28 protein-coding genes are annotated in these 23,640 nt (G+C 61.5%); 20 read left to right on the top strand and 8 right to left on the bottom strand.

The features are described 5' to 3' along the window. Positions 1-161: 161 nt before the first annotated feature. Complete coding sequence (locus GJ699_RS03700; RefSeq protein ID WP_229261936.1) at positions 162-1,286, top strand: PA0069 family radical SAM protein; 1,125 nt, start codon at positions 162-164, stop codon at positions 1,284-1,286. Here the strand turns inward: GJ699_RS03700 and GJ699_RS03695 are convergent. Next, entirely contained in the window at positions 1,278-1,853 is a 576-nt protein-coding gene (locus GJ699_RS03695; protein ID WP_154373255.1) for a gamma-glutamylcyclotransferase, read from the bottom strand. The genes GJ699_RS03700 and GJ699_RS03695 overlap by 9 nt on opposite strands. 34 nt (positions 1,854-1,887) lie before the next feature. Next, positions 1,888-2,436, bottom strand: a complete 549-nt coding sequence (locus tag GJ699_RS03690) for an NAD(P)H-dependent oxidoreductase (protein WP_195763452.1) — start codon at positions 2,434-2,436, stop codon at positions 1,888-1,890. A gap of 188 nt (positions 2,437-2,624) precedes the next feature. Here GJ699_RS03690 and maiA point away from each other — a divergent pair, with 188 nt between their 5' ends. Beyond that, the gene (maiA, locus tag GJ699_RS03685) at positions 2,625-3,269 is read left to right on the top strand and encodes a maleylacetoacetate isomerase (RefSeq protein ID WP_154373251.1); all 645 of its coding nucleotides are present in this window, start codon (positions 2,625-2,627) and stop codon (positions 3,267-3,269) included. Here maiA and GJ699_RS03680 read toward each other — a convergent pair whose 3' ends face one another. Further along, on the bottom strand, positions 3,270-4,565 hold the full coding sequence (locus tag GJ699_RS03680) for a S41 family peptidase (protein WP_154373249.1): 1,296 nt from the start codon (positions 4,563-4,565) through the stop codon (positions 3,270-3,272). A gap of 119 nt (positions 4,566-4,684) precedes the next feature. Here GJ699_RS03680 and GJ699_RS03675 point away from each other — a divergent pair, with 119 nt between their 5' ends. The 12 genes from GJ699_RS03675 (at position 4,685) to GJ699_RS03620 (ending at position 13,704) form a co-directional block, all read left to right on the top strand. Next, the gene (locus GJ699_RS03675; RefSeq protein ID WP_154373247.1) at positions 4,685-5,461 is read left to right on the top strand and encodes a uracil-DNA glycosylase family protein; all 777 of its coding nucleotides are present in this window, start codon (positions 4,685-4,687) and stop codon (positions 5,459-5,461) included. A gap of 126 nt (positions 5,462-5,587) precedes the next feature. Further along, positions 5,588-6,067, top strand: coding sequence for a Fe-S cluster assembly transcriptional regulator IscR (gene iscR, locus GJ699_RS03670; protein WP_154373245.1), 480 nt, complete (start codon positions 5,588-5,590; stop codon positions 6,065-6,067). Between the two features lie 19 nt (positions 6,068-6,086). Beyond that, entirely contained in the window at positions 6,087-7,343 is a 1,257-nt protein-coding gene (locus tag GJ699_RS03665; protein ID WP_154373236.1) for an IscS subfamily cysteine desulfurase, read from the top strand. A gap of 24 nt (positions 7,344-7,367) precedes the next feature. Beyond that, complete coding sequence (gene iscU / locus GJ699_RS03660) at positions 7,368-7,757, top strand: Fe-S cluster assembly scaffold IscU (protein ID WP_154373234.1); 390 nt, start codon at positions 7,368-7,370, stop codon at positions 7,755-7,757. A 42-nt stretch (positions 7,758-7,799) separates the two neighbouring features. Continuing rightward, a complete protein-coding gene (gene iscA / locus GJ699_RS03655) occupies positions 7,800-8,123 on the top strand; it encodes an iron-sulfur cluster assembly protein IscA (protein WP_154373232.1) in 324 nt (107 codons plus the stop codon). Positions 8,124-8,129: 6 nt separating this feature from the next. Beyond that, a complete protein-coding gene (gene hscB, locus GJ699_RS03650; protein ID WP_154373230.1) occupies positions 8,130-8,645 on the top strand; it encodes a Fe-S protein assembly co-chaperone HscB in 516 nt (171 codons plus the stop codon). Positions 8,646-8,704: 59 nt separating this feature from the next. Then, entirely contained in the window at positions 8,705-10,600 is a 1,896-nt protein-coding gene (hscA, locus tag GJ699_RS03645) for a Fe-S protein assembly chaperone HscA (RefSeq protein WP_154373228.1), read from the top strand. An 18-nt stretch (positions 10,601-10,618) separates the two neighbouring features. Beyond that, positions 10,619-10,960, top strand: a complete 342-nt coding sequence (gene fdx / locus GJ699_RS03640; RefSeq protein ID WP_154373226.1) for an ISC system 2Fe-2S type ferredoxin — start codon at positions 10,619-10,621, stop codon at positions 10,958-10,960. 1 nt (position 10,961) lies between these two features. Next, entirely contained in the window at positions 10,962-11,156 is a 195-nt protein-coding gene (gene iscX / locus GJ699_RS03635; protein WP_154373224.1) for a Fe-S cluster assembly protein IscX, read from the top strand. Next, complete coding sequence (locus GJ699_RS03630) at positions 11,143-12,030, top strand: class I SAM-dependent methyltransferase (protein WP_154373222.1); 888 nt, start codon at positions 11,143-11,145, stop codon at positions 12,028-12,030. Before iscX ends, GJ699_RS03630 begins: the two co-directional genes overlap by 14 nt. Next, positions 12,030-13,040, top strand: coding sequence for a low-specificity L-threonine aldolase (ltaE, locus tag GJ699_RS03625; RefSeq protein WP_154373221.1), 1,011 nt, complete (start codon positions 12,030-12,032; stop codon positions 13,038-13,040). Before GJ699_RS03630 ends, ltaE begins: the two co-directional genes overlap by 1 nt. 31 nt (positions 13,041-13,071) lie before the next feature. Further along, positions 13,072-13,704 (top strand): RNA pseudouridine synthase, encoded by a 633-nt coding sequence (locus tag GJ699_RS03620; RefSeq protein WP_371867470.1) that lies wholly within the window; start codon positions 13,072-13,074, stop codon positions 13,702-13,704. On the opposite strand, the gene GJ699_RS03615 is transcribed toward GJ699_RS03620, so the two are convergent. Genes GJ699_RS03615 through GJ699_RS03595 form a run of 5 tightly spaced genes read right to left on the bottom strand, consistent with a single transcriptional unit; the run spans position 13,705 to position 18,101 of the window. Beyond that, on the bottom strand, positions 13,705-15,834 hold the full coding sequence (locus GJ699_RS03615) for a prolyl oligopeptidase family serine peptidase (RefSeq protein WP_154373217.1): 2,130 nt from the start codon (positions 15,832-15,834) through the stop codon (positions 13,705-13,707). A gap of 53 nt (positions 15,835-15,887) precedes the next feature. Beyond that, positions 15,888-16,412, bottom strand: coding sequence for an RDD family protein (locus GJ699_RS03610; RefSeq protein WP_154373214.1), 525 nt, complete (start codon positions 16,410-16,412; stop codon positions 15,888-15,890). Continuing rightward, the gene (locus GJ699_RS03605) at positions 16,402-17,127 is read right to left on the bottom strand and encodes a DUF3106 domain-containing protein (RefSeq protein ID WP_154373212.1); all 726 of its coding nucleotides are present in this window, start codon (positions 17,125-17,127) and stop codon (positions 16,402-16,404) included. The genes GJ699_RS03610 and GJ699_RS03605 overlap by 11 nt, the downstream gene beginning before the upstream one ends. Positions 17,128-17,130: 3 nt before the next feature. Further along, positions 17,131-17,535: a DUF3619 family protein gene (locus GJ699_RS03600; protein ID WP_154373210.1), complete on the bottom strand. Its 405-nt coding sequence runs from the start codon at positions 17,533-17,535 to the stop codon at positions 17,131-17,133. Continuing rightward, complete coding sequence (locus GJ699_RS03595; RefSeq protein ID WP_154373208.1) at positions 17,532-18,101, bottom strand: RNA polymerase sigma factor; 570 nt, start codon at positions 18,099-18,101, stop codon at positions 17,532-17,534. The genes GJ699_RS03600 and GJ699_RS03595 overlap by 4 nt, the downstream gene beginning before the upstream one ends. A 458-nt stretch (positions 18,102-18,559) precedes the next feature. Here GJ699_RS03595 and GJ699_RS03590 point away from each other — a divergent pair, with 458 nt between their 5' ends. From GJ699_RS03590 to GJ699_RS03565, 6 genes are all read left to right on the top strand, one after another. After that, positions 18,560-20,287, top strand: a complete 1,728-nt coding sequence (locus GJ699_RS03590) for an acetolactate synthase 3 catalytic subunit (protein WP_154373206.1) — start codon at positions 18,560-18,562, stop codon at positions 20,285-20,287. Position 20,288: 1 nt separating this feature from the next. Next, the gene (gene ilvN / locus GJ699_RS03585; RefSeq protein ID WP_092273446.1) at positions 20,289-20,780 is read left to right on the top strand and encodes an acetolactate synthase small subunit; all 492 of its coding nucleotides are present in this window, start codon (positions 20,289-20,291) and stop codon (positions 20,778-20,780) included. A gap of 34 nt (positions 20,781-20,814) precedes the next feature. Continuing rightward, a complete protein-coding gene (gene ilvC, locus GJ699_RS03580; protein WP_154373204.1) occupies positions 20,815-21,831 on the top strand; it encodes a ketol-acid reductoisomerase in 1,017 nt (338 codons plus the stop codon). Positions 21,832-21,954: 123 nt separating this feature from the next. Next, entirely contained in the window at positions 21,955-22,347 is a 393-nt protein-coding gene (locus GJ699_RS03575; protein ID WP_154373202.1) for a hypothetical protein, read from the top strand. Further along, positions 22,340-22,741 carry a hypothetical protein gene (locus GJ699_RS03570; RefSeq protein ID WP_154373200.1) on the top strand — a complete coding sequence of 134 codons (402 nt, stop codon included), beginning with the start codon at positions 22,340-22,342 and terminating at the stop codon, positions 22,739-22,741. The genes GJ699_RS03575 and GJ699_RS03570 overlap by 8 nt, the downstream gene beginning before the upstream one ends. Then, positions 22,731-23,519, top strand: coding sequence for a nucleotidyltransferase domain-containing protein (locus tag GJ699_RS03565; protein WP_371867450.1), 789 nt, complete (start codon positions 22,731-22,733; stop codon positions 23,517-23,519). The genes GJ699_RS03570 and GJ699_RS03565 overlap by 11 nt, the downstream gene beginning before the upstream one ends. The last annotated feature ends 121 nt before the right edge of the window (positions 23,520-23,640 follow it).

Raw genomic sequence — 23,640 nt, 5'->3', positions numbered from 1 at the left:
TGCGGCGAAGCCCGGCATGATACCAGCTTGGCACGCACGGCCCCAAACCGCGCATTTGATATTTCGCTTGATATGGCGATTTTTACGGCCTAGAATACTGTATATGCATACAGTATTTGAGTCCCGCCATGTCTTATGATGAAAACAATCAAGAGCAAGTGATGCTGCCCCCGCCCTCGCTCAAAGCGCAAAAGGGCCGGGGCGCGGTATCCAATATGCAGGGGCGTTATGAACTCAACGCCCGCGAAGCCTATGACGACGGCTGGGAGCGGGAAGAAGAGGAGGCCAGGCCATGGAAAACGCAAGTGACCGAAGAACTGTGCAAGTCTATCCTGAGTCGCAATGTTTCGCCGGATTTGCCGTTCAGTGTATCGTTGAATCCGTATCGCGGCTGCGAGCATGGTTGCATTTACTGCTTCGCGCGACCGACGCACAGCTATCTTGGGCTGTCGCCGGGCATGGACTTCGAGAGCAAGATTTTCGCCAAGGTCAATGCGCCCGAGATGCTGCGGCGCGAGCTGGCCAAGCCGGGCTACGAACCGCAGTCGATCGCGCTTGGCGTCAACACCGACGCCTACCAGCCCTGCGAGCGCCAGCTGCGACTGACGCGGCGTGTGCTGGAAGTGCTGCAGGAATGCCAGCATCCGGTCGGGCTGATCACCAAATCCTCGCTGATCGAGCGCGACATCGACATTCTGGCGCCGATGGCGGCCAAGCAGCAGGCTGGGGTCGCCATCACACTGACCACGCTGGACCCGGTCATCGCCCGCACGCTGGAACCGCGCGCGGCCGCCCCCGCGCGCCGCCTGCGCACCATCCGCACGCTGACCGAGGCCGGCATACCGGTGGCGGTCAGCATCGCGCCCATCATTCCCTTCGTTACCGAGCCGGACATCGAGCGGATACTGGAAGCGGTCAAGGAAGCCGGCGCCGTCAGCGCGCACTACACGGTGCTGCGGTTGCCGTGGGAAGTGGCGCCGCTGTTCAAGGAGTGGTTGCAAACACACTTCCCCGAGCGAGCGCAGCGCGTGATGAACCGCGTGCGGGAAATGCGCGGCGGCAAAGACTACGACAGCAATTTCGACACCCGCATGAAAGGCGAGGGCGTCTGGGCCGAACTGATACGCCAGCGCGTCAAGATCGCATCTGAACGGCTGGGGCTGACCGGGCGTGGCAGCCGCTTCCACCGCATGGATGCGTCGCAGTTCACGCGGCCGCTGGTGGTGCCGCCGCTGGGCGCGCGCGCCAAGGCGGCGGCCGACGCCGGACAGATGGATTTATTCTGAGCCGGCCTGCAGCGCGGCCAGGTGACGTTCGATGTCGAACACGTGCTGGTCGTGGCGGCCCAGCTCGCGCAGCGCCGTGGCCAGGTGGTTGAGGTAATCGGCGTTGGGGCCGCTGGGGCCAGCCGAACGGGCGATGTGGGCGGCGATGTCCTGTTCCGAGGCGGCGCCGAGGAAGGCGGTGTTGTCGGGCGTGGCGATGTAAACCAAGCCCTCGACCTGGTCGCTATCCTCGAAGGTGATGGGGATGGCGAGGCGCAGGTAGCCGTTCTTTTCGCGGTGGTCTAGGTGGGCGAATACTTCCGGCGTGATCAGGTAGGCCATGCCGTGGCAGATGGCGCCGGCCTCTTCGATGATGGTGACCACGCGGCCCGGCGCCTCGGGTGTGCCGCGATGGTCGTGCGAGCCTTGCCAGAAACGCCGCGTCCAGCCGGCGATGCTGGCCGGGCGACGTTGCAGGTAGGGGAAGTCCGCCTTGTAGATCAAGGAGCCGTAACCAAACAGCCAGACGCTGTGGTGGCCGTCAAACTTGTCCATCTGTTGATTGATGGTGATGGTGTTCGCAGTCATGATGCTGCATTATAAAACAGCGATAGCGCTATCATCAGGCCGCGAGTTGCAGTGCCGGTGGCAGGTCTGCAACGGCGCGCACCGTGGTCAGGCGGTTGACGCCGATGAATTCAAAGGCGGCCTTGAGTTGGGCTTCGTGGTTGTCCATCAATTGTTCCTCGGCCTGCACACCCATGATGGCGCAGCCGGAGGTGACCAGCAGCAGATGCAGGTCGGCGTGTGGTGTGCCGGCGGCGATTTGCAGTTCCAGCAGGCGATCCAGCCACGCCTTCAGCGTCGACGGGATGGAGAAGTTGTGCATGGGCGCGCCCAGCACCACCACGTCGGCGTCCTGGAATTCCTGCAGCAGCGAGGCGCTTTGCAGCGCTTCGGCGCGCAGCTCGGCGTTCATCGGAATGTCGGCGTCCCAGCGCTGGCTGATGACTTGCAGCAGCGGGCCGCTGGCGTGCGACAGCGGGGCGGCGGCCAGATCGCGGTAGAGGACGATTGCCTGTTCGTTCGCCGCCGTCAGCGCGGCGATGGCCGCAGCGGTGGTTTGACGGGAAGCGGAATTGTCGCCCAGGGCGCAAGAATCAATGTGCAAGATGTTCATCGGTCAAGGATACACAACACGAAAGCGCTTCCACAATGGATTTAATGCAACTTTCTTTTCTTTAGTGAAATTAAACGTCAGGCGCCTGAAGTGCATGGTCACCGCTGTGCGGGCAAAAATACGATTTGCATCGCCGTGGAATCTGCCATCTAATGCTGTGCACAAGGAGGAGATCATCCATGAAGCTTTACACCTACTTCCGTAGTTCCGCCGCTTACCGCGTGCGCATTGCGCTTAATCTGAAAGGCGTCTATTACGACGCGGTGCCGATTCATCTGTTGCGCAACGGCGGCGAGCAGTTGAGCGACGCCTACCGTGCCGTCAATCCATCCATGCTGGTGCCGGCGCTGGAGGACGATGGCCAAGTGCTGGGCCAGTCGCTGGCGATCGTCGAGTATCTGGACGAAACCCAGCCACAGGCGCCATTGCTGCCTTCGAATCCCGCCGATCGCGCGCGGGTGAGGGCGTTGGCGCTCACGGTCGCGGCCGATACCCATCCGCTGGGCAATCTGCGCGTGTTGAAGTATCTGACCGGCACCTTGGGGGTGAGTGAGGACGTCAAGCTGGGCTGGCAACAACACTGGCTGCGCACCGGCTTGGCCGCGCTGGAGCAGCTGCTGGTTAACGATCCACGCACCGGCCGCTACAGTCACGGCGATACGCCGACGCTGGCCGATTGCTGTCTGGTGCCGCAAGTGTTTGGCGCGCAGCGCTTTGGCGTCGATATGACGCCGTATCCGACCATCATGCGGATTTACGCCGCCTGCAGTGAGTTGCAGGCTTTCCAGCAAGCCCATCCCGCCCAGCAGCCGGACGCCGAGTAATTACCAGCGGTTGCCGGGCTCCGGCAGCGGCGCTGGCGGCAGCGCGGGGGCGGGCGTGGCGGATGAGCCCGAGGCGCGCCCAGCCGCAGTCGCAGCCGATCCGCTCGATCCAGCTGCGGCGCCCGCCGTTCCCGACACTGTCGCCGCAGCGGATGTTCCGGAGCCAGCCGTCGCGCCCGATGCTGCCGTCGCGCCCGAGGCAGTCGATGCGCCGGAGTGAGCCGATCCGCCAGCACCGGCCGCAGCTCCCGGCGTGCCCGCCACGCGCGGACGAATCGCCGCCTGCGCCAGCTCCAGCGCGGTGTCGAGTGCGTGGGCGGGCGCGACCATGCGGTCGGGCTGAACGCCGCTGCCTTCCCAGTTGCTGCGGCTGAGGTAATTACTGGCGCGGGTAATGGCGATCGAGGTTTGCAACTGCCGCGAGATGCGCTGTTTGGCGCCAACCCGCGCATCGCCCGTCGTCGGCGCGCCCACCACCACCGCCCGCGCCGGCGCACCGGCCAGCGAGCGCCGCACATATTTCTGCAGATCGAAAGCGAAACCCTCGGCCGCGCCGCTGGTGCGCTCATTCACCAGCAGATACAGCGGTTTGTTGGCGCCGAAGCGCTTGCCGGCCACCTCGGCGCTGGTCCAGAACTCCTCGGTCACGCGGCCTTCGCGGTCCAGCTGATCGTGCAGGTGAACTTGCTTATCCTTGAACAGATAGCTGCGCTTGTCCTCCAGCAGATAACTGGACAACAGCGCCGCCATCGCCTGGCCGTCGCCGCTGGCATCGCGCAGATCGATGATGAGGGCGGGGCAGTCGCCAGCCTGCGACATGAAGCGTCCGGCTGCTTCCAGTGCGCCCCTATCCAGCGGCGCGAAACGGCTGATTTTCAGGTAGCCGACGCCATCCGCCAGCAGTTCGAACTTGCGCAGACCGTAGTTGTCCGCCGACGGCGCGGTCGCGGCAGGGCGCTGGCGCTCGTCGCCCAGCTCATACGGCACATATTCCAGATAGGTATGACGGTCCAGCGCCACCGCCGCCAGATCGCGCGTGACGCGCGCCGCCAGTGCGCGCGCCGTCGTGTATTCGTCGTAGTCGCCGCGCGCCAGGCGTTGGCGCAAATCGTCGGCGGCCAGCTTGGCGCGGCCCGGATCGACATGCAGCTCGGTCAAACGACGCGCAAATTCGTTGATGACGTGGGCGCGGCCGGGCGCATCCAATGCCTCGTCCAGCGCGGTGGACGGGGTTTGCGCGCCGGCGCTCATCGACATCATCAGCACAGCAGCGGCAATCCAGCGTGTACGGCCCATTTATTCCCCACAGTTTTTACAAATATTTGAAAATAATATTAACACTTTCTTATCAGAAAGTGCCGCTGAGGCGCGGGGCGCGTTACAATCTCACCTTTCCCCGATTGCGATTTCCCCTGATGACGATCCCGACCACCATCCTGGCGGCGCTCGAACGCGCCGACATGTCCTGGCGCCCGCTGCTGATCTCGGGCCTGGAAGCCATGATGGCCGCCACACCGGACTACCTGCCGCAACTGGCGCAGGACGATTACCTGCCAACCGAGCAACGGCTGTTCGCCGCCTTCGCGCTGCCATTGCAGCAGGTGAAGTATGTACTGGTGGGCGAAGGTCCATATCCCCGAGCAGAGAGCGCCACCGGCGTCTGTTTCATGGATGGGGCCGTCCGCAGCCTGTGGTCGGACGAGGTGGGTGGCGGCTTGTCGAAGCCGGTCAACAAAGCCACCTCGCTGCGCAACTTCATGAAGATGCTGCTGGTGGCAGACGGCCAGTTGCAGCTGGAAAGCACCGCCGGCGAGGCGATGGCGGCGGTCTCGGCCCAGGCCCGCAGCGGCGCCGGCAGCCACATCCTGACGCTGGCCGACATGCAGCGCAAGCTGACCGAGCAGGGCTTCCTGCTGTTGAACGCCTCGCTGGTGTTCCGTCATCACGTGCCGCCGGTCAAGGATGCCAAAGCCTGGCTGCCATTCTTCCAGACCGTGATGGCCGGCCTCGCCAAGCAGGCCGAGCAAGTGCCGACGATGATCCTGTGGGGAAAAATCGCCGAACTGCTGAGCAAGTTACCTGTAATGAAAGATTTCCCGCAAATCGCGGCGGAGCACCCTTACAACCTTAGCTTCATTGGTAATAAGGATATGCACGAGCTGTTCCGCCCTATGCAGCTGCTGAATGGCTGACTGAGTGGCGGCCAGCAAGCTTTGTTAAAGTTTGGTATACTTGACTAAATCGATCAACTAATCGGGCTTTGCGCGAACTTTGCGCTGAATCAAGAAGGTCGATATTTTAACTCAACCGAGGTAGTGATGCGTCTGACCACCAAAGGCCGTTTTGCTGTGACTGCGATGATCGATTTGGCTTTGCGCCAAGGCAAAGGTCCAGTCACGCTGTCCGGCATCAGCCAGCGTCAGGCGATTTCGCTGTCTTACCTGGAGCAGCTGTTCGGCAAGCTGCGCCGCCACGAGATCGTTGAATCGATCCGCGGCCCCGGCGGTGGTTACAGTCTGGCGCGCCGCGCCGACAAGGTCACCGTCGCCGACATCATCATCGCCGTGGATGAGCCGCTTGATGCGACCCAGTGCGGCGGCAAGGAAAACTGCCATGGCGCGGACGCCGCCAGCGGCGCGCGCTGCATGACCCACGAACTGTGGGCCACGCTGAACGAAAAGATGGTTGATTATCTGGATTCCGTATCGCTGCAGGATCTGGTCGATCAACAAAAGCAGAAGAACGCTGAACAGAGTGTCGTGGTCATGCCCCGCAATGGCAACCACGTCGCGCTGTAAGCCCTAACGGAGTAACCAGATGAACGCCCCAGAAAAAAACATCGCTGACGTGAAATTCCAGACCGCGCCGCACTTCCCGATCTACATGGACTACTCGGCCACCACGCCGATCGATCCGCGCGTCGCCGATGCGATGATTCCATATCTGCGCGAACAGTTCGGCAATCCGGCCTCGCGCAGCCACATGTACGGCTGGACCGCGGAAAAAGCGGTGGAAGAGGCGCGCGCCAACGTGGCGGCGCTGGTCAATGCCGACCCGCGCGAAATCATCTGGACCTCGGGCGCGACCGAATCGAACAACCTGGCCATCAAGGGCGCGGCGCAGTTCTACAAAACCAAGGGCAAGCACATCATCACCGTGAAAACCGAGCACAAAGCCGTGCTGGACACCGTGCGTGAACTGGAGCGCCAGGGTTTTGAAGCGACCTACCTGGAACCGCAGGACAACGGCCTGATCACCATCGAGCAGCTGACCGCCGCCATCCGCCCGGACACCATCCTGATCTCGGTCATGCTGGTGAATAACGAGATCGGCGTGATCCAGCCGATCGACCAGATCGGTGAACTGTGCCGCTCGAAAGGCATCATCTTCCACTGCGACGCCGCGCAAGCGACCGGCAAAGTGGTGATCGACCTGCAAAAAACCAAGGTCGACCTGATGACCTTCACCGCGCACAAAACCTACGGCCCGAAAGGCGTGGGCGCGCTGTACGTGTGCCGCAAGCCACGCGTACGGATCGAAGCACAAATGCACGGCGGTGGCCACGAGCGCGGTCTGCGTTCGGGCACGCTGCCGACCCACCAGATCGTCGGCATGGGCGAAGCGTTCCGCCTGGCGAAAGTGGAAATGGACAGCGAAATCGCCCGCATCAAAGCGCTGCGCGACCGTCTGGCCAAAGGTCTGCAAGAGATCGAAGAAACCTACATCAACGGCGACATGGAACACCGTGTGCCGCACAACCTGAACGTCAGCTTCAACTACGTTGAGGGCGAGTCGCTGATCATGGCGGTGAAAGACCTGGCGGTATCGTCGGGCTCCGCTTGTACTTCGGCCTCGCTGGAACCATCTTATGTATTGCGCGCGCTGGGTCGTAGCGACGAACTGGCGCACAGCTCGATCCGATTCACCATCGGCCGCTTCACCACCGAAGCCGACATCGATTTCGCGATCGAACTGATGAAGTCCAAGGTCAACAAACTGCGCGAACTGTCGCCGCTGTGGGACATGTTCAAAGAAGGCATCGATATCAATTCGATCCAATGGGCAGCCCACTAATTATTAAGATACAGGAGCATCAAAATGGCTTACTCGGATAAAGTACTGGACCACTACGAAAACCCACGCAACGTTGGCGCGTTTGAAAAAGGCGACGACAGCGTAGGCACCGGCATGGTGGGCGCGCCTGCCTGCGGCGACGTCATGAAGCTGCAGATCAAAGTGGGCGCCGATGGCGTGATCGAAGACGCCAAATTCAAGACCTATGGCTGCGGTTCGGCCATCGCATCGAGCTCGCTGGTGACCGAATGGGTCAAGGGCAAGACGCTGGACCAAGCGCTGTCGATCAAGAACACCCAGATCGCTGAAGAACTGGCGCTGCCGCCGGTGAAAATCCACTGCTCGATCCTGGCGGAAGACGCCATCAAGGCCGCAGTGCAGGACTACCAGGCAAAACACCCAGTAGCAGCGTAATCACGACGGCGCCCCGGCAGTTCCGGGGCGCGGGAGAATCACATGGCAATCACCCTGACCGAAAAAGCAGCAAAACACATCAACCGCTACATCGAGCGCCGCGGCAAGGGCATCGGTCTGCGTTTTGGCGTGCGCACCACCGGCTGCTCGGGCATGGCCTACAAGCTGGAATACGTCGACGAAGTGACCGCTGACGACAGCGTGTTCGAATCGCACGGCGTGAAAGTGTTCGTCGATCCGAAAAGCCTGCCGTACATCGACGGCACCGAGTTGGACTTCGCGCGCGAAGGCTTGAACGAAGGCTTCAAGTTCAACAACCCGAACGAGAAAGACGCTTGCGGTTGCGGTGAAAGCTTCCGCGTCTGACACGTCATGCAGAATCACTTTGAACTCTTCAATCTGCCCAAGCAGTTTGCCGTCGACGCGGATGCGCTGAACAGCGCTTACCACGACGTGCAGAACCGCGTCCATCCCGACAAATTCGTCAACGCCACCGACGCCGAAAAGCGCGTCGCCATGCAGTGGGCCACCCGCGCCAACGAAGCCTACCAGACCCTGAAGCATCCGCAGAAGCGCGCGCAGTACCTGTGCGAGCTGAATGGCGTCGATCTGCAGACCGAGTCGAATACGGCGATGCCGATGGCCTTCCTGATGCAGCAAATGGAGTGGCGCGAAGAGCTGGGCGATGCCCGCGCGGCCAAGGACAGCGACGCGCTGGAGTCGTTGGACGAGCAGTTGCGCCAGGCGCGCAAGCAGCAGCTGGCGCAGATCGAACAGCAGATCAACGCGAGCGATTTCCAGGCCGCCGCCCAAGGCGTGCGCGCGCTGATGTTCCTCGAAAAATTCGGCGAAGAAGTCCGCTTCGCCTTTGAAGCAATCGAAGCGTGATGGCTGGCGCCGCACGCTGGCGCCGACACCGCTGACAACAAGAATACAGGTCTCGTCTCATGGCACTTCTGCAAATTTCCGAACCCGGCATGTCCACTGCACCGCACCAGCATCGGCTGGCGGTGGGGATCGATCTGGGCACCACCAACTCGCTGGTGGCGACTGTGCGCAACAGCATTCCAGAAGTGCTGAACGACGAAGACGGCCGCGCGCTGCTGCCGTCCGTGGTGCGCTATCTGCCTAACGGTCATGCCAACATCGGCTACAAGGCGCAGGCCGCGCAGACCACCGATCCGAAAAACACCATCGTCTCCGTGAAGCGTTTCATGGGCCGTGGCCTGGCGGATATCGCTTATGCCGAGAATCTGCCGTATCAATTCGTTGATGGCGACCGCGAGAGCGGTCGCGGCATGGTGCAGCTGAAAACCATCGCTGGCGTGAAAAGCCCGGTCGAGGTGTCGGCACAGATTCTGGCCACGCTGCGCCAGCGCGCCGAGGATTCGCTGGGCGACGATCTGGTTGGTGCGGTGATCACCGTGCCTGCCTATTTCGACGACGCGCAACGCCAAGCCACCAAGGACGCGGCCCAACTGGCCGGCCTGAACGTGCTGCGCCTGCTGAGCGAGCCGACCGCCGCCGCCATCGCCTACGGCCTGGATAACGGTTCGGAAGGCACCTTCGCGGTCTACGATCTGGGTGGCGGCACTTTCGATATCTCGATTCTGAAGCTGAGCAAGGGCGTGTTCGAAGTGCTGTCCACCGGCGGCGATTCCGCGCTGGGCGGCGACGATTTCGATCACCGACTGTTCTGCCACATCCATCAGGAAGAAAAACTGGCGCCACTGTCGGATGAAGACACCGCTGTTCTGATGGTGAAAGCGCGTGAAGCCAAGGAACTGCTGTCCACCAAGTCTGAAGTGACTGTGGACGCCGCGCTGAAGTCGGGTGAGCAGGTCCACCTGACTATCACCGCCGAGAAGTTCCAGGAGATCACCAAGCACCTGATCGACAAGACCATGAAGGCCATCAAGAAAGCGCTGCGCGACGCCAATGTCGACGCGGACGATGTCGATGGCGTGGTCATGGTTGGTGGCGCGACGCGCATGCCGCACGTGCACCGCGCGGTCAGCGAATACTTCCACACCACGCCGCACGCGAATATCGATCCGGACAAGGTAGTGGCCCTGGGCGCCGCCATCCAGGCCAATCTGCTGGCCGGTAACCGCGCGCCGGGCGATGACTGGCTGCTGCTGGATGTGATTCCGCTGTCGCTGGGTATCGAGACCATGGGCGGGCTGGTGGAGAAGATCATTCCGCGTAACTCGACCATCCCTTGCGCCCGCGCGCAGGAGTTCACCACGTTTAAAGATGGCCAGACCGCGCTGGCGGTGCACGTGCTGCAGGGCGAGCGTGAGCTGGTGGCCGATTGCCGCTCGCTGGCGCGCTTTGAGTTGCGCGGCATTCCGCCGATGGCGGCCGGCGCGGCACGCATCCGCATCACCTACCAGGTCGATGCGGACGGCTTGTTGTCGGTATCGGCACGCGAACTGCGCTCGGGCGTGGAAGCGTCGATCACCGTCAAGCCTTCGTATGGCTTGGGCGATGACGACGTGGCACGCATGCTGCAAGACTCGCACTCGTCGGCCGCTGATGACATGAAAGCGCGCGCGCTGCGTGAAGAGCAGGTGGAGGCCGAGCGCATTCTGCTGGCCACCCAGTCGGCGCTGGATGAAGATGCGGCGCTGCTGTCGGACCAAGAGCGCGTGGCGGTCGATGTGTTGATCGCCAACACCCGCGAGGTGGTAGCGCAGTCGCAGACCGGCGCGGCTGACCATCAGGCGGTGAAGGCGGCGGTGGAAGCACTGGCGCACGGCACCGAAGAATTTGCATCGCGCCGCATGGACCGCAGCGTGCGCAGTGCGCTGGCCGGCAAATCGCTGGACCAAGTCGTTTAAATCAACATAGAGCTGAACATGCCACAAATCGTATTCCTGCCCCACGCCAAACTGTGCCCGGACGGCGCTGTCGTCGAAGCCGAAGCCGGCAAAACCCTGTGTGACGTCATGCTGGAAAATGACATCCACATCGAGCACGCCTGCGAGAAATCGTGCGCCTGCACCACCTGCCACGTGCTGGTGCGCGAGGGGATCAACTCGCTGAACGAAGCCAGCGAAACCGAGGAAGACCTGCTGGACAAAGCCTGGGGCCTGGAAGCCGTGTCGCGCCTGTCGTGCCAGGCCGTGGTCGCGGACGAAGACCTGGTGGTCGAAATTCCGAAGTACACCATCAATCACGCAAGCGAAGGCGGGCACTGATATGAAGTGGACTGACATCACCGCGATTGCGGAAGCGCTGTACGACAAGTATCCGGACATCGATCCGATTACCATCCGCTTCACCGATCTGCACAACTGGATCATCGAGCTCGAAGAGTTCGACGACGACCACACGCGCGGCGGTGAGAAAGTCCTCGAAGCAGTTCAGCAGGCGTGGATCGATGAAGCAGCCTAAGAAGCCAGTGCAGAAAATCGGCGCCACCGTCACCAGCGCCGACAACATGCCGGAAATCCGTGAAGGCCAGACCGTGGCGCTGCTGCAGGAGCTGCACATCCTCACGCGTGACGGCAAGATGAATCAGGATAGCCGCCGCAAGCTGAAGCAGGTTTACCACCTGTACCAGTTCATCGAGCCGCTGCTGAAGGAAGTGCTGGCCGAGAAAGACGCCGTGTCGCTGGTCGACCACGGCGCCGGCAAGTCCTACCTCGGCTTCATCATCTACGACCTGTTCTTCAAAGCGCTGCAAAACGATTCGCACATCTACGGCATCGAAACCCGCGAAGAGCTGGTGGCGCGTTCGCAGGAATTGGCGCAGCAGTTCAACTTCCCCGGCATGTCCTTCCTGCCGCTGTCGGTGGCGGAGTCCACCGAATCGAAGCTGCTGCCGGAGCAGATTGACGTCGTCACCGCGCTCCACGCGTGCAACACGGCGACTGACGACGCCATCCAGTTCGCGCTGAAGAAAAAGGCCAAGCACATCGTGCTGGTGCCGTGCTGCCAGGCCGAAGTGGCTTCGGTACTGAAGAAGAACAAGGGCCAGTCGCTGGGCAAATCCGCGCTGACCGAAATCTGGCGTCACCCGATTCACACCCGCGAATTCGGCAGCCAGATCACCAACGTGCTGCGCTGCCTGCAGCTGGAAGCGCATGGCTACAACGTCACCGTGACCGAGCTGGTAGGCTGGGAGCATTCGATGAAGAATGAACTCATCATCGCCACCTACAAGAATCTGCCGCGCAAGCGTCCTGCCGAGCGTTTGAAGGAAGTGCTGGACACGGTTGGCCTGCAAGAGATGAGCAATCGCTTCTTCAGCGAAGAGGCGGCGTAATGGAAAACTGGCTCGACCTGCGCAGCGACACCGTCACGCGCCCCAGCGCCGCCATGCGCGCGGCCATGAACGCCGCCGACGTTGGTGATGACGTCTATGGCGATGATCCCACCGTCAACCGTCTGCAGGAATATGCGGCCGATTTGTTCGGCTACGAAGACGCGCTGTTCGCGCCATCCGGCACGCAGAGCAATCTGCTGGCGCTGTTGGTGCATTGCGGCCGTGGCGACGAATACCTGGTTGGCCAGGAAGCGCACACCTATCGCTACGAAGGCGGCGGTGCGGCGGTCCTGGGCAGCATTCAGCCGCAGCCGATTATCAATCAGCCCGATGGCAGCATCGCGCTGAGCGACATCGAGTCGTACATCAAGCCGGATGATTTCCACTTCGCCCGCACCAAGCTGCTGGCGCTGGAGAACACCATCAACGGCCGCGTGCTGCCGATGGAGTACGTGCAGCAGGCGACCAAACTGGCGCATGATCGTGGCTTGTCGACTCACCTCGATGGCGCGCGCGTCTGCAATGCCATGGTCAAGCTGGGCGTGACCCCGCGCGAGATCGTGCAGGGCTTCGATTCTGTCTCCGTATGCCTGTCCAAAGGACTGGGTGCGCCGGTCGGCTCGGTGCTGCTGGGCAGCCGGCCGTTCATCAAGGAAGCCAAACGCTGGCGCAAGATGCTGGGTGGCGGCATGCGCCAGGCGGGCATCCTCGCCGCCGGTGGTTTGTACGCGCTGGAGCACAATATCTCGCGTCTGGCCGAAGACCACGACAACGCCGCCTATTTCGCCGGCGAGCTGGCGAAGATGAAGAACATCAAAGTCAGCACGCCGCAGACCAATATCTTCTACGTCGACATTCCGCAGTTCGTGCTCAAAGGCCTGGGTGATGTGCTGGAGCTGACGCGCGTCCGCGTGTCGCTGGCACCGCGCCTGCGCATCGTGACGCACATGGACGCCACGCGCGAAGACATCGATCGCGCCATCACCGTGTTTGGAGACTTCTTTGGATAACACTATTCGCCTGTCCAAGCGCGTCGCGGAGATGCGTCCATGCTCGCGCCGTGAGGCCGAGATTTACATTGAAGGCGGCTTTGTCAGCGTTGACGGCGTACTGACCGAAGAAGCGGGCGCGCGCGTCGCGCCGGAGCAGACCGTCACCATCGCGGATGACGCCACGCTGCTGGAAATCGTGCCGGTCACGCTGCTGCTGCACAAGCCGGCCGGCGCGGCACAACCGCAGCATCTGCTGCGCGCCGACACGCTGACGCGCACCGCGCCCGGCCAGCGCTTCCTCAAGCGCCACGTCGTCAATCTGACCGAGCATCTGCCGCTGGACCCGCAAGCCAGTGGCATGACGGTGTTCACCCAGGACTTCCGCGTCAACCGCAAGTTCAGCGACGACAATGTCGAGCAAGAGATCATCGTCGAAGTCTCCGGCACCATCATCGAGAATGGCCTGCAGCAGCTGAATCAGATCAACGGCAAGGTGAGCTGGCAAAACGAAACGCGCATGCGCTGGGCGGTCAAAGGGCTCAAGCTGGGCACCATCGAAAAGCTGTGCAAGGAAGTCGGCCTCAAGGTCGTTTCCATGAAGCGCATCCGCATCGGCCGCATCGCCATGGCCAGCCTTCCTGCAGGCGAGTGGCGCTACCTGCAGGAATACGAGAAGTTCTGATTACTTGCCGCTGGTCTGCGACAGAATGAAGGCGTAGGTATCTGCCGCCTCGGCATCCTGTTGCGCGCGGGTCGAACCCATGCCGTGGCCGGCGTCAAAGTCCACTCGCAATAGCACCGGTTTGCCGCTGGCGGTCGCCGCCTGCAGACGCGCCGCCATCTTCGCCGGATGGAAAGGCGCCACGCGCGGATCGGTCACACCGGTGGTCAGCAGCACCGCCGGGTACTTCGTACCATCCACCACCTGCTGATAGCTGTCGATGCTCTTCAGCGCCTTGAAGCCAGCCGGATCGGCAATCGCACCCCATTCAGGTTCCTCGCCGTAGCCGTTCTGCTCCGCCACGTAGCGCAGCGGATTGTGCCAGCCCACGCCCGAAACCACCGCCGCAAACAGGTCTGGACGTTCTTCCAGCGCGCGGCCCATGGTGATGCCACCGGCCGAACGGCCGCCGATGGTCTGATAGGCCGGCGAGGTGTAGCCCTTGGCCTGCAAGTCCTCGCACACGGCGATCAGATCGCGCCAGGTATTCGGCTTGTTCTCCAGTTGGCCGGCGCGATGCCATTCGCGGCCAAACTCGCCGCCGCCGCGCACATTGGCGTAACCGACGATTGCGCCCTGGTCCACCAGTGCCAGCGTGCGGCCGGCAAACGCCGGCGAATAGGCCGCCGCGCCATAGCTGCCGTAAGCCGAAATGAAGGCGGGATTTTTACCATCCAGCTTGATGCCTTTTTTGTAGATCACGCTGTACGGAATCTGCGTGCCATCCTTGGCGGTGGCGAAGCGGCGTTCGGTGGTGTAGGCGCTGACGTCGATGCTCGGTTTCGGCGTGATGCCGGTGTCGGCCAGCTTGCCGTCCGCGCTGACCGACCAGATGCCGGTCGGCTGCAGCCAGCCGGACAAGATCACCAGTGCGCCCGGCGCATCGGCGTCGGCTTCGACCGCGCCCAGCGTGCCGTCGAAGGGCAGGGCAATGTCGCTGACTTTGCCATCGTTGCCGAGGCGTTGCAGGCGTCCGAGGCCACCGTCCATCGCGCGCAGATACAGGCCGTCTTTGGCGCGCACCAGATCTTGCAGCACCAGTGCGGATTCCTTCACCACTTCCTGAGCGCCGGCCAGCGCTGGCGCTTTGGCGGAGGTGTGCAGCACGCGGCCACGCGGATGGTCTTTGGTGGTGAGCAGGTACAGGTCATCGCCGTGCAGATCCAGTCCGATCACTTCATCGGCAAATCCGGCCACTTCCTTCCATTGCGCTTTGCCACGCAGGACTTCTTTCAGTGGTGCGGTGAAGATGCGGTGCTCCTTGCGCACGTCCGCCAGCACCAGCACGGCGCTGTCGGAGTGCGGCGTCACGCCGATGTAGGGGGCCTGGATTTTTTCATATTGGACGGCTTTATCCAGGCCGTGCTTCATCAGGATCGGATCTTTGCCGGCGTCGGTGCCGACTTTGTGGAAGCGCACCTGCGCGTCCAGATAGCGCTCTGGCGTGGCGACCTTGCCGGTCAGCTGGTTGTAGAAGAAGCCGGAGCTGTCGGCCAGCCAGCTCGGTTGTGCGCCTTCGGTGTTGGCGATGCGTTCTTTCAGCACCGCGCCGCTGCGCACGTCCATGATGTGTAGCACCGAGTCTTCGCTGCCGTCTTTCGACAGGCCGTACACCAGTTTGCTGCCATCCGGCGAGGGCTGCCACCAGTCCAGCGAGACGTGGCTGGTCTTGGTATCGAGCGTGGTTGGATCGACCAGCACGCGGTCCTTGCCGCCTTCTCGTACGAACAGTTTGAAGTTGTTGGAGCCGGCAGGGCGCTGCTGATAGAACAGCCGCGCGCCGGCCTTCTGCACGCGCGCTGGGGCGGCGATGTCGCCCGACAGTTGCTGGATGCGCTTCAGCAGCTCGTCGCGTTTCGGCAGCGTGTCGAGGATGGCGCGGGTGTGGGCGTTCTGTTGTTTGAGGAAGGGCAGCCAGTCGGGATCTTTGTCGTTCTCCATCCAGCGATAGCGGTCGACGATGGCTTCACCGAAATAGGTGTCGGTGACGGGAGCAACGCGGGCAACGGGAGCGGCCGGGATGTCGGCGGCAAACGCCGGCGTGGCGGCAGCGGCGAGGATAAGCGCCGCAGCGCGGAGAACAGGTTTCATTTCAGTCCTTCAGTGGCAGAAAGATCCTATTCTGCCACGAAAGATTGTGGAAATTACACCGGCGCTGCGACCTTCTTTTTCTTCGGCAATGGCGGCAACTGGACCAGGCGGGTGCCGGCCAGTTTGTCGTGCAGGAATTGGCGGTCTTTGTCGAGCAAGGCGGTCAGCGACCACAGCAGGACACCGGCAAAAATCACCTCCAGCTTGTGCCAGCGTTCCAGCCCGAGCGCCATGCAGATCAAGCCGGCGGGCGCGATCCACATCCAGCTCAGCAGGTAGCGCACGGTGGCGGCACGCGGCGACACTGGACCGCCATCGGTGCTCACCAGCCGCATGCGCCAGGTTTTCATGGCCAGCGTCTGACCATCGCGGGTCCACTGATGGATGAAGTAAAAGCCCAGCACCAGAAACGCCACCAGCTGGCGCAGATGCCAAGCCCAGCCGGCGAGGCTGGCCTGGACGGCGAGCTCGACGATGAGCAGCGGCAGGAATAGCACGGCCAGGCCGAGCAGGGTTTCGTACACCATCGAAATCAGACGGCGCTTGATGGTGGGGCGGGTCAGCGGATTATTTGACATCGGTGGGCGCTGGCGGCACAGGGGTGGCAGGTGTCGCGGCTGGCGCTGCGACAGGCGCGCCGGGACCGGTTGGCACTGGCGTGATGTTGGACGCGTTCGGCAGCGACGCGTTTGGATCAGCGGCCGGCGCAGCGGCGGTGCCGGTGCCCGAAGCACCGGCCGGCACCACTGGCTTCAGCGGCTGCACGGTCTGCAGTTTGGCCTGTGCCGGCGTCGGCAGATTGACCACCTGTTTCTTGGTCGCGCCCTTGGCGGCCAGTTCCTTCTTCTGTTCCTCGGACAACTGCTGATAGTTTTCCCAGGAACTCGATTTCTTCGACGGATTCAGCTTCTGCGCACGCGCATAGTTCTCACGCACCTGGCGACGTTCTTCCGGCGTCATGCGCACCCACTCGCGCATACGCTCCTGCACCCGCACCTGCTCGTCCGGCGACATGCGTGCCCAGCGGCGGGCGATGCCCAGCCATTTCTGTTTGCGCACAGCCTCCATCGCGTCCCACTCGGCGGCCAGCGGCTCCAGCGCCTTGCGCTGTTCGGGCGACAGATCTTTCCACTTGGTTTTTTCCGGCGCCTGGGCGGTGGCCTTGCCCACCAGCGCGGCGACCACGGGCGCCACCGGCGCGTCCTGGCGCTGCGACACCCAGGTCGTTGCCGCCGCCGCTACCGCCACCACCGCCACTGCTGCGCCCAACTCGGCGCGACCGCTCCATGCCATACGTTACTCGCTTTGCGACAGATAGGTGTTGAAGCCGTGGTCGAGGTAGGCATCCAGCGGCAGTTCGTCGGACAGCACGGCGGCGTCGATTTCGGCCAGGTCGGCAATGCGTTCCTGCTGTTCGTACTGGTAGATGCCGATCATGCCGACCACCAGAGCCAGCGCCGGCACCACCATGCTGACCCGGGTCAGCCACTGGAAGTTGAAGCCGGACAGCAAGCCGCCGCCGGCCGTGGCCAGTTCGGTCGCGGTGACGCGCACGGTCTGCGGCGCGTCAGCCTTCTTGCGGGCCAGCGCCGCCTTGCGCGCTTGCGCCAGCCGGTCGGTGGTCGAGGCGGGCAGCTCGTCCAGGTGTTCGTTGAGCGCGTGGCGCACTTTGTAAGCGAAGTTCAGATCGTCGGTGTTCATAATTTTATTCCCTTGGCTGCCAGCGCCTCGGCCAGCGCATGTGTTGCTCGTGAGCAATGCGTTTTGACGCTGCCTTCTGAGCAGCCCATAGCCGCGGCCGTTTCGGCCACATCCATATCCTGCCAATAACGCATGAGGAAGGCTTCGCGTTGACGTGCCGGAAGCTTTTGTACTTCGGCATCGATCAGTGCCAGTGTTTGCTGGCGCTCGATCTTGTCGGCGCTGGATTCGGCGGCCTCGGTGCCCGCTTCGGCCGCATACGATTCGAGTATATCAAAGTCCTCATGCTCGTCCGACGACGGGCCCATGCCGGAAAACAGGCTGACCCAGGTATTGCGAACTTTTTCGCGCCGGAAATAGTCGAGGATGGTGGTCTGCAAGATGCGCTGGAACAGCATGGGCAACTCGGCCGCCGGCTTGTCGCCGTATTTTTCGGCCAGCTTGATCATGGCGTCCTGGACGATGTCCAGCGCCGATTCGTCCTTGCGGACGGCGTAAACTGCTTGCTTGAAGGCCCGGCGTTCGACGTTTTCGAGGAAGTCGGATAATTCTTTGTCTGTGGCCATGCGTCGGGAGGGGGCTGCCGGGTGTTTTTGAACTGAGGCGCATCCTAGCAAAAAACGCCACTATTTGCATGGTTTTACCGCAAAAACGTCGGTTTTCCGAATTATTCCTTGATCTGACAGGGCGCCGGTGTTACCGTATGGGACGCTTTGAACAACCACTAAGCTCTATGGTCTGGTCGCCGCAGGCACACAACGCCGCAATCGACTCGACGCGCTTTCATTTAGTAGGCAGTTTGCTCTCGCCCGTGCCACAAGTACGAGAGATACACGACACCCCTACGGAAAACCCGGCCAAACGAGAGTTTGCGCTAGCATCGCTTTGCACGTCACTACGGTTGGCGGAAAAGGCAGTGCGACCGCATAAATAAAGGGCCGCTGGGCAGAGCTGTAGCGGTATTGGTATTTCGTCAGGACAGAGCATCCGATCAATCTCCAATGGACCTTGAAAGGAATGTTTCATGAATACCGAAGCATCTTCACAACTTACTGGCGCCGAAATACTGGTGCGCTGCCTGGCCGAAGAGGGCGTTGAGCACGTCTTTGGTTACCCTGGCGGTGCCGTCCTGTACATCTACGACGCCATCTTCAAGCAAGACAAATTCCAACACATTCTGGTACGCCACGAGCAGGCCGCCGTGCACGCTGCCGATGCCTATTCGCGCTCGTCGAACAAGGTTGGTGTTGCGCTGGTCACGTCCGGTCCGGGTGTTACCAATGCAGTCACCGGTCTGTCCACCGCGTATATGGATTCGGTGCCGATGGTGGTGATCTCCGGCCAGGTGCCGAGCGCCGTGATCGGACAGGATGCGTTCCAGGAATGCGACACGGTCGGTATTACCCGTCCGGTGGTCAAACACAATTTCCTGGTCAAGGACGTCAAGGACTTGGCCGAGACCGTCAAGAAAGCCTTCTTCATCGCCCGTACCGGCCGTCCCGGCCCTGTGCTGGTCGATATTCCGAAGGATATCTCGATGCACAAAACGACCTTCTCGTACCCGAAAGAGGTCGAGATGCGTTCGTACAAACCGGTAGACAAAGGCCACTCCGGCCAGATCCGCAAGGCAGTCCAACTGCTGCTGCAAGCCGAACGTCCGATGATTTACACCGGCGGCGGCGTGATCCTGGCCAGTGCGGCACCGGAACTGAATAAACTGGTCGACAAGCTGGGCTTCCCGGTCACCAACACGCTGATGGGCTTGGGCGCGTATCGCTCTTCCGACGAGAAATTCGTCGGCATGCCTGGCATGCACGGTACCTACGAAGCCAATATGGCGATGCAGAACTGCGACGTGCTGATCGCCATCGGCGCCCGCTTCGACGACCGCGTGATCGGCAACCCGAAACACTTTGCCGCCAACCCGCGCAAGATCATTCACGTCGACATCGACCCATCGTCGATCTCGAAACGCGTGAAAGTGGACATTCCTATCGTCGGCAACGTCAAGGACGTGCTGGTCGAGTTCCTGGCCCAGCTGGACGCCAGCGACGCCAAGCCCAACGCGCCTGCACTGAGCAACTGGTGGAAGCAGATCAACGAATGGCGTGGCAAGGACTGCCTGAAGTTCGCGACGTCGGATCTGGTCATCAAGCCACAATCGGTGGTTGAAAAACTGTGGGAAGTGACCAAAGGCGACGCCTTCATCACCTCCGACGTTGGTCAGCACCAGATGTGGGCCGCGCAGTACTACGGCTTCGACAAGCCACGTCGCTGGATCAATTCCGGTGGCCTGGGCACCATGGGCGTGGGCCTGCCGTACGCCATGGGCGTGCAGATGGCCAACCCTGATGCCACCGTCGCCTGCATCACCGGCGAAGGTTCGATCCAGATGAACATCCAGGAGCTGGCGACCTGCAAGCAGTATCACCTGACGCCGAAGATCATCATGCTGAACAACCGCTTCCTGGGCATGGTTCGCCAGTGGCAGCAGATCGACTACGGTTCGCGCTACTCCGAGTCCTACATGGATTCGCTGCCGAACTTCGAGAAGCTGGCCGAGGCCTATGGCCACGTTGGCATGCGCATCGAGAAACCGGGCGACGTTGACGGCGCACTGCGCGATGCCTTCGCCATGAAGGACAAGCTGGTGTTCATGAACTTCATTACCGATCAATCGGAAAACGTCTGGCCGATGGTTAAGGCAGGCAAGGGTCTGTCCGAAATGCTGCTGGGTTCGGAGGATCTCTAACATGCGACACATTATTTCTGTATTGCTGGAAAACGAAGCCGGCGCGCTGTCCCGTGTGGTCGGTCTGTTCTCGGCCCGTGGCTATAACATCGAAACGCTGACCGTGGCGCCGACCGAAGACGCGACGCTGTCGCGGATGACCATCGTCACCACCGGTTCGGATGACATCATCGAGCAGATCACCAAGCACTTGAACCGCCTGATCGAGGTGGTGAAGGTGGTGGACCTGACCGAGGGCCAGCACATCGAACGCGAACTGATGCTGATTAAAGTGCGCGCGGTGGGCAAGGAGCGTGAGGAAATGAAGCGTACCGCCGACATCTTCCGCGGCCGTATCATCGACGTCACCGAAAAGAGCTACACGATTGAACTGACCGGCGCCAAGAGCAAGCTCGATGCGTTTATCGACTCGATCGACCGTGCCTCCATTCTGGAGACGGTCCGTACCGGCGGTTCCGGCATTGGACGCGGCGAACGCATCCTCAAAGTATAAGCAAGTCACTTAACGAATTTATTTAGGAATTATCATGAAAGTTTTCTACGACAAAGACGCTGACCTCTCCCTGATCAAAGGCAAAAACGTTGCCATCATCGGTTACGGTTCGCAAGGCCACGCCCACGCGCAAAATCTGACCGACTCCGGCGTTAACGTCACCGTCGGCCTGCGCAAAGGCGGCGCTTCGTGGAACAAAGTGGAAAAAGCCGGCCTGAAAGTGGCGGAAGTGAACGACGCGGTCAAAGCTGCCGACGTCATCATGATCCTGCTGCCGGACGAGAACATCGCCCAGGTGTACAACGAAAACGTCGCGCCTCACGCCAAGCAAGGCGCGGTGCTGGCCTTCGCCCACGGCTTCAACGTGCACTACGGTCAAGTTGTGCCACGCGCCGACCTGGACGTGATCATGGTTGCCCCTAAAGCACCAGGCCACACCGTGCGCGCCACCTACACCCAGGGCGGCGGCGTGCCTCACCTGATCGCTGTGTACCAGGACAAATCGGGTTCGGCCCGTGACATCGCCCTGTCGTACGCATCGGCCAACGGTGGCGGCAAAGCCGGCATCATCGAAACCAACTTCCGCGAAGAAACCGAAACCGACCTGTTCGGCGAACAAGCGGTGCTGTGCGGTGGCGCGGTCGAGCTGATCAAAGCCGGCTTCGAAACCCTGACCGAAGCGGGCTACGCGCCGGAAATGGCGTACTTCGAGTGCCTGCACGAACTGAAACTGATCGTCGACCTGATCTACGAAGGCGGCATCGCCAACATGAACTACTCGATCTCGAACAACGCCGAATACGGCGAGTACGTGACCGGCCCACGTGTTGTGACCGAAGACACCAAAAACGCCATGCGTCAGTGCCTGAAAGACATCCAGACCGGTGAATACGCAAAATCGTTCATCCTGGAAAACAAAGCCGGCGCACCGACCCTGATCTCGCGTCGTCGTCTGACCGCTGAGCATCCAATCGAAGAAGTCGGCGCCAAACTGCGCGCCATGATGCCTTGGATCGCTAAAAACAAGATGGTTGACCAGTCGAAGAACTAATCAGTTCCTCGTCTATTCAGAAAGCCGGCCTCGCGCCGGCTTTTTTTATTGGTGAGAATGTGTGTATTTCGCAATGTTGTAGGCGCGTATGATGTGGGTTTCAATTTACAACTGGTTGAGATCATGAAGCGTCCTACTTCCATCAGCGTCATCGCGTGGTTTTTGATTGTGACTTCGGTGATTGCGCTGCCGTTCCAGCATCGCAGCCTGAGTGACCCGATCGCTTACGAACTGCTGTCGCGCAGCGTGCTGCCGGTGTCGGTGCAGATCGCGCTGGCGTATGCCGGGCTGGCGATGTCGCTGGCGTGTGGCATCGGCATGCTGAAAGGCTTCGACTGGTCGCGCAAGGTGTATGTCGGCTGGAGTGTGTTTGGCCTGCTGATCGGCCTGTTCACGTCGCCGATGAAGCTGGTGCTGATTCCCGGCGCACTGATCCTGGCGCTGTTTGCGTATTTCCTGTTCCGTCCGCAGGCCAATGCCTGGTTCGTGCCGCAGAAAGTTGCCGTTGATGCGTAAGGCGGCGGGCGTTGTCTTCATGGTGCTGGCGGGGTTTGTGTTCAGTATCGTCACCTTGTGTGCGTTCTTTGGCGGCATCCCGCCAGCTGGCAAAGTGGCGATGATGGTGGGCTTTACCGTGGTGGCGCTGGTGCCGCATGCTATTGGTCTGGCGCTGGCCGGCTTTCGGCAATGGAAGCGCTATACCGGCATCGTATTGTTGTCGGTGGCGGGCTATACCGCCTTTGTCGCGTTTTCGTTCGCCTGCATGTACTTCAGCGACGACGTGCGCCGCCTGTTTCCGCCGGAGACCACCATGATCTTTGGCAGCATCCCGACCGGCCTGATTGTCCTCACCATCAGCGCCGCGCTGGGCTGGCTTCTGTTGAAAGAAGGGCACCGTAGTGATTCCTGATGAGATAAGGGCTGATATCCTGCAACGCATCCGCGCTGCGGAAGCCGAGCATGGCGTACGCGTGCTGCTGGCCGTGGAGTCCGGCAGCCGCGCGTGGGGCTTCGCCTCGCCCAATAGCGATTACGACGCGCGTTTCATCTACGTGCATCCCAAGGATTGGTATGTGTCGGTTGGGCTGGAGGAGCAGCGCGATGTGATCGAATATCCGATTGTGGATGACATCGACATCAACGGCTGGGATCTGCGCAAGGCGCTGCGGCTGTTCTGGAAATCGAACCCCGCGTTTGTGGAGTGGATACAGTCGCCCATCATCTACGTGGAGCAGGGCGGCTTTGCCGAGGCGGCGCGCACACTGCTGTCGACGGTGTATTCCTGCGAGAGCGGCATCTACCACTACCGCAGCATGGCCAAGACCAATTATCGCGGCTATCTGAAGGCGGAAATGGTGCCGCTGAAGAAGTACTTCTACGTGCTGCGTCCACTGCTGTCGGTGCGCTGGCTGGAACGCTACGGCACCGCCGCCCCGATTGAATTCGCCAAATTGCTGCACCTGATCGAGGACCAGCCAGCGCTACTGGCCGACATCGACGCACTGCTGGCGAAGAAACGCGCCGCCCCGGAGATGGGGCTGGACCGGCCAGTCGCCAGCATCGATGCCTTCATCGATGCCGAGCTGTTGCGGCTGGAAACCTCCGCCCCCGACCGCATCCAGCGCGGCAATGTGCTACCAGAGCTGAATCAGCTATTCCACCACGCGCTAATACAGGCTTGGGCATGAAAGTCTTGCAGCCACTGGTCCGCAGCGCGACTCCTGTCGACAGCGAACCAGAGATGGCCAACGACTTGCAAAAATGGTGACGGTCGCCAGATGAAGAAAACTCACCTGCTGGTCGGCGTGT

The sequence above is a fragment of the Duganella guangzhouensis genome, from assembly GCF_009674535.1.
GTDB lineage: Bacteria > Pseudomonadota > Gammaproteobacteria > Burkholderiales > Burkholderiaceae_D > Rugamonas > Rugamonas guangzhouensis.
This window is presented reverse-complemented; position numbering and strand designations above follow the sequence as displayed.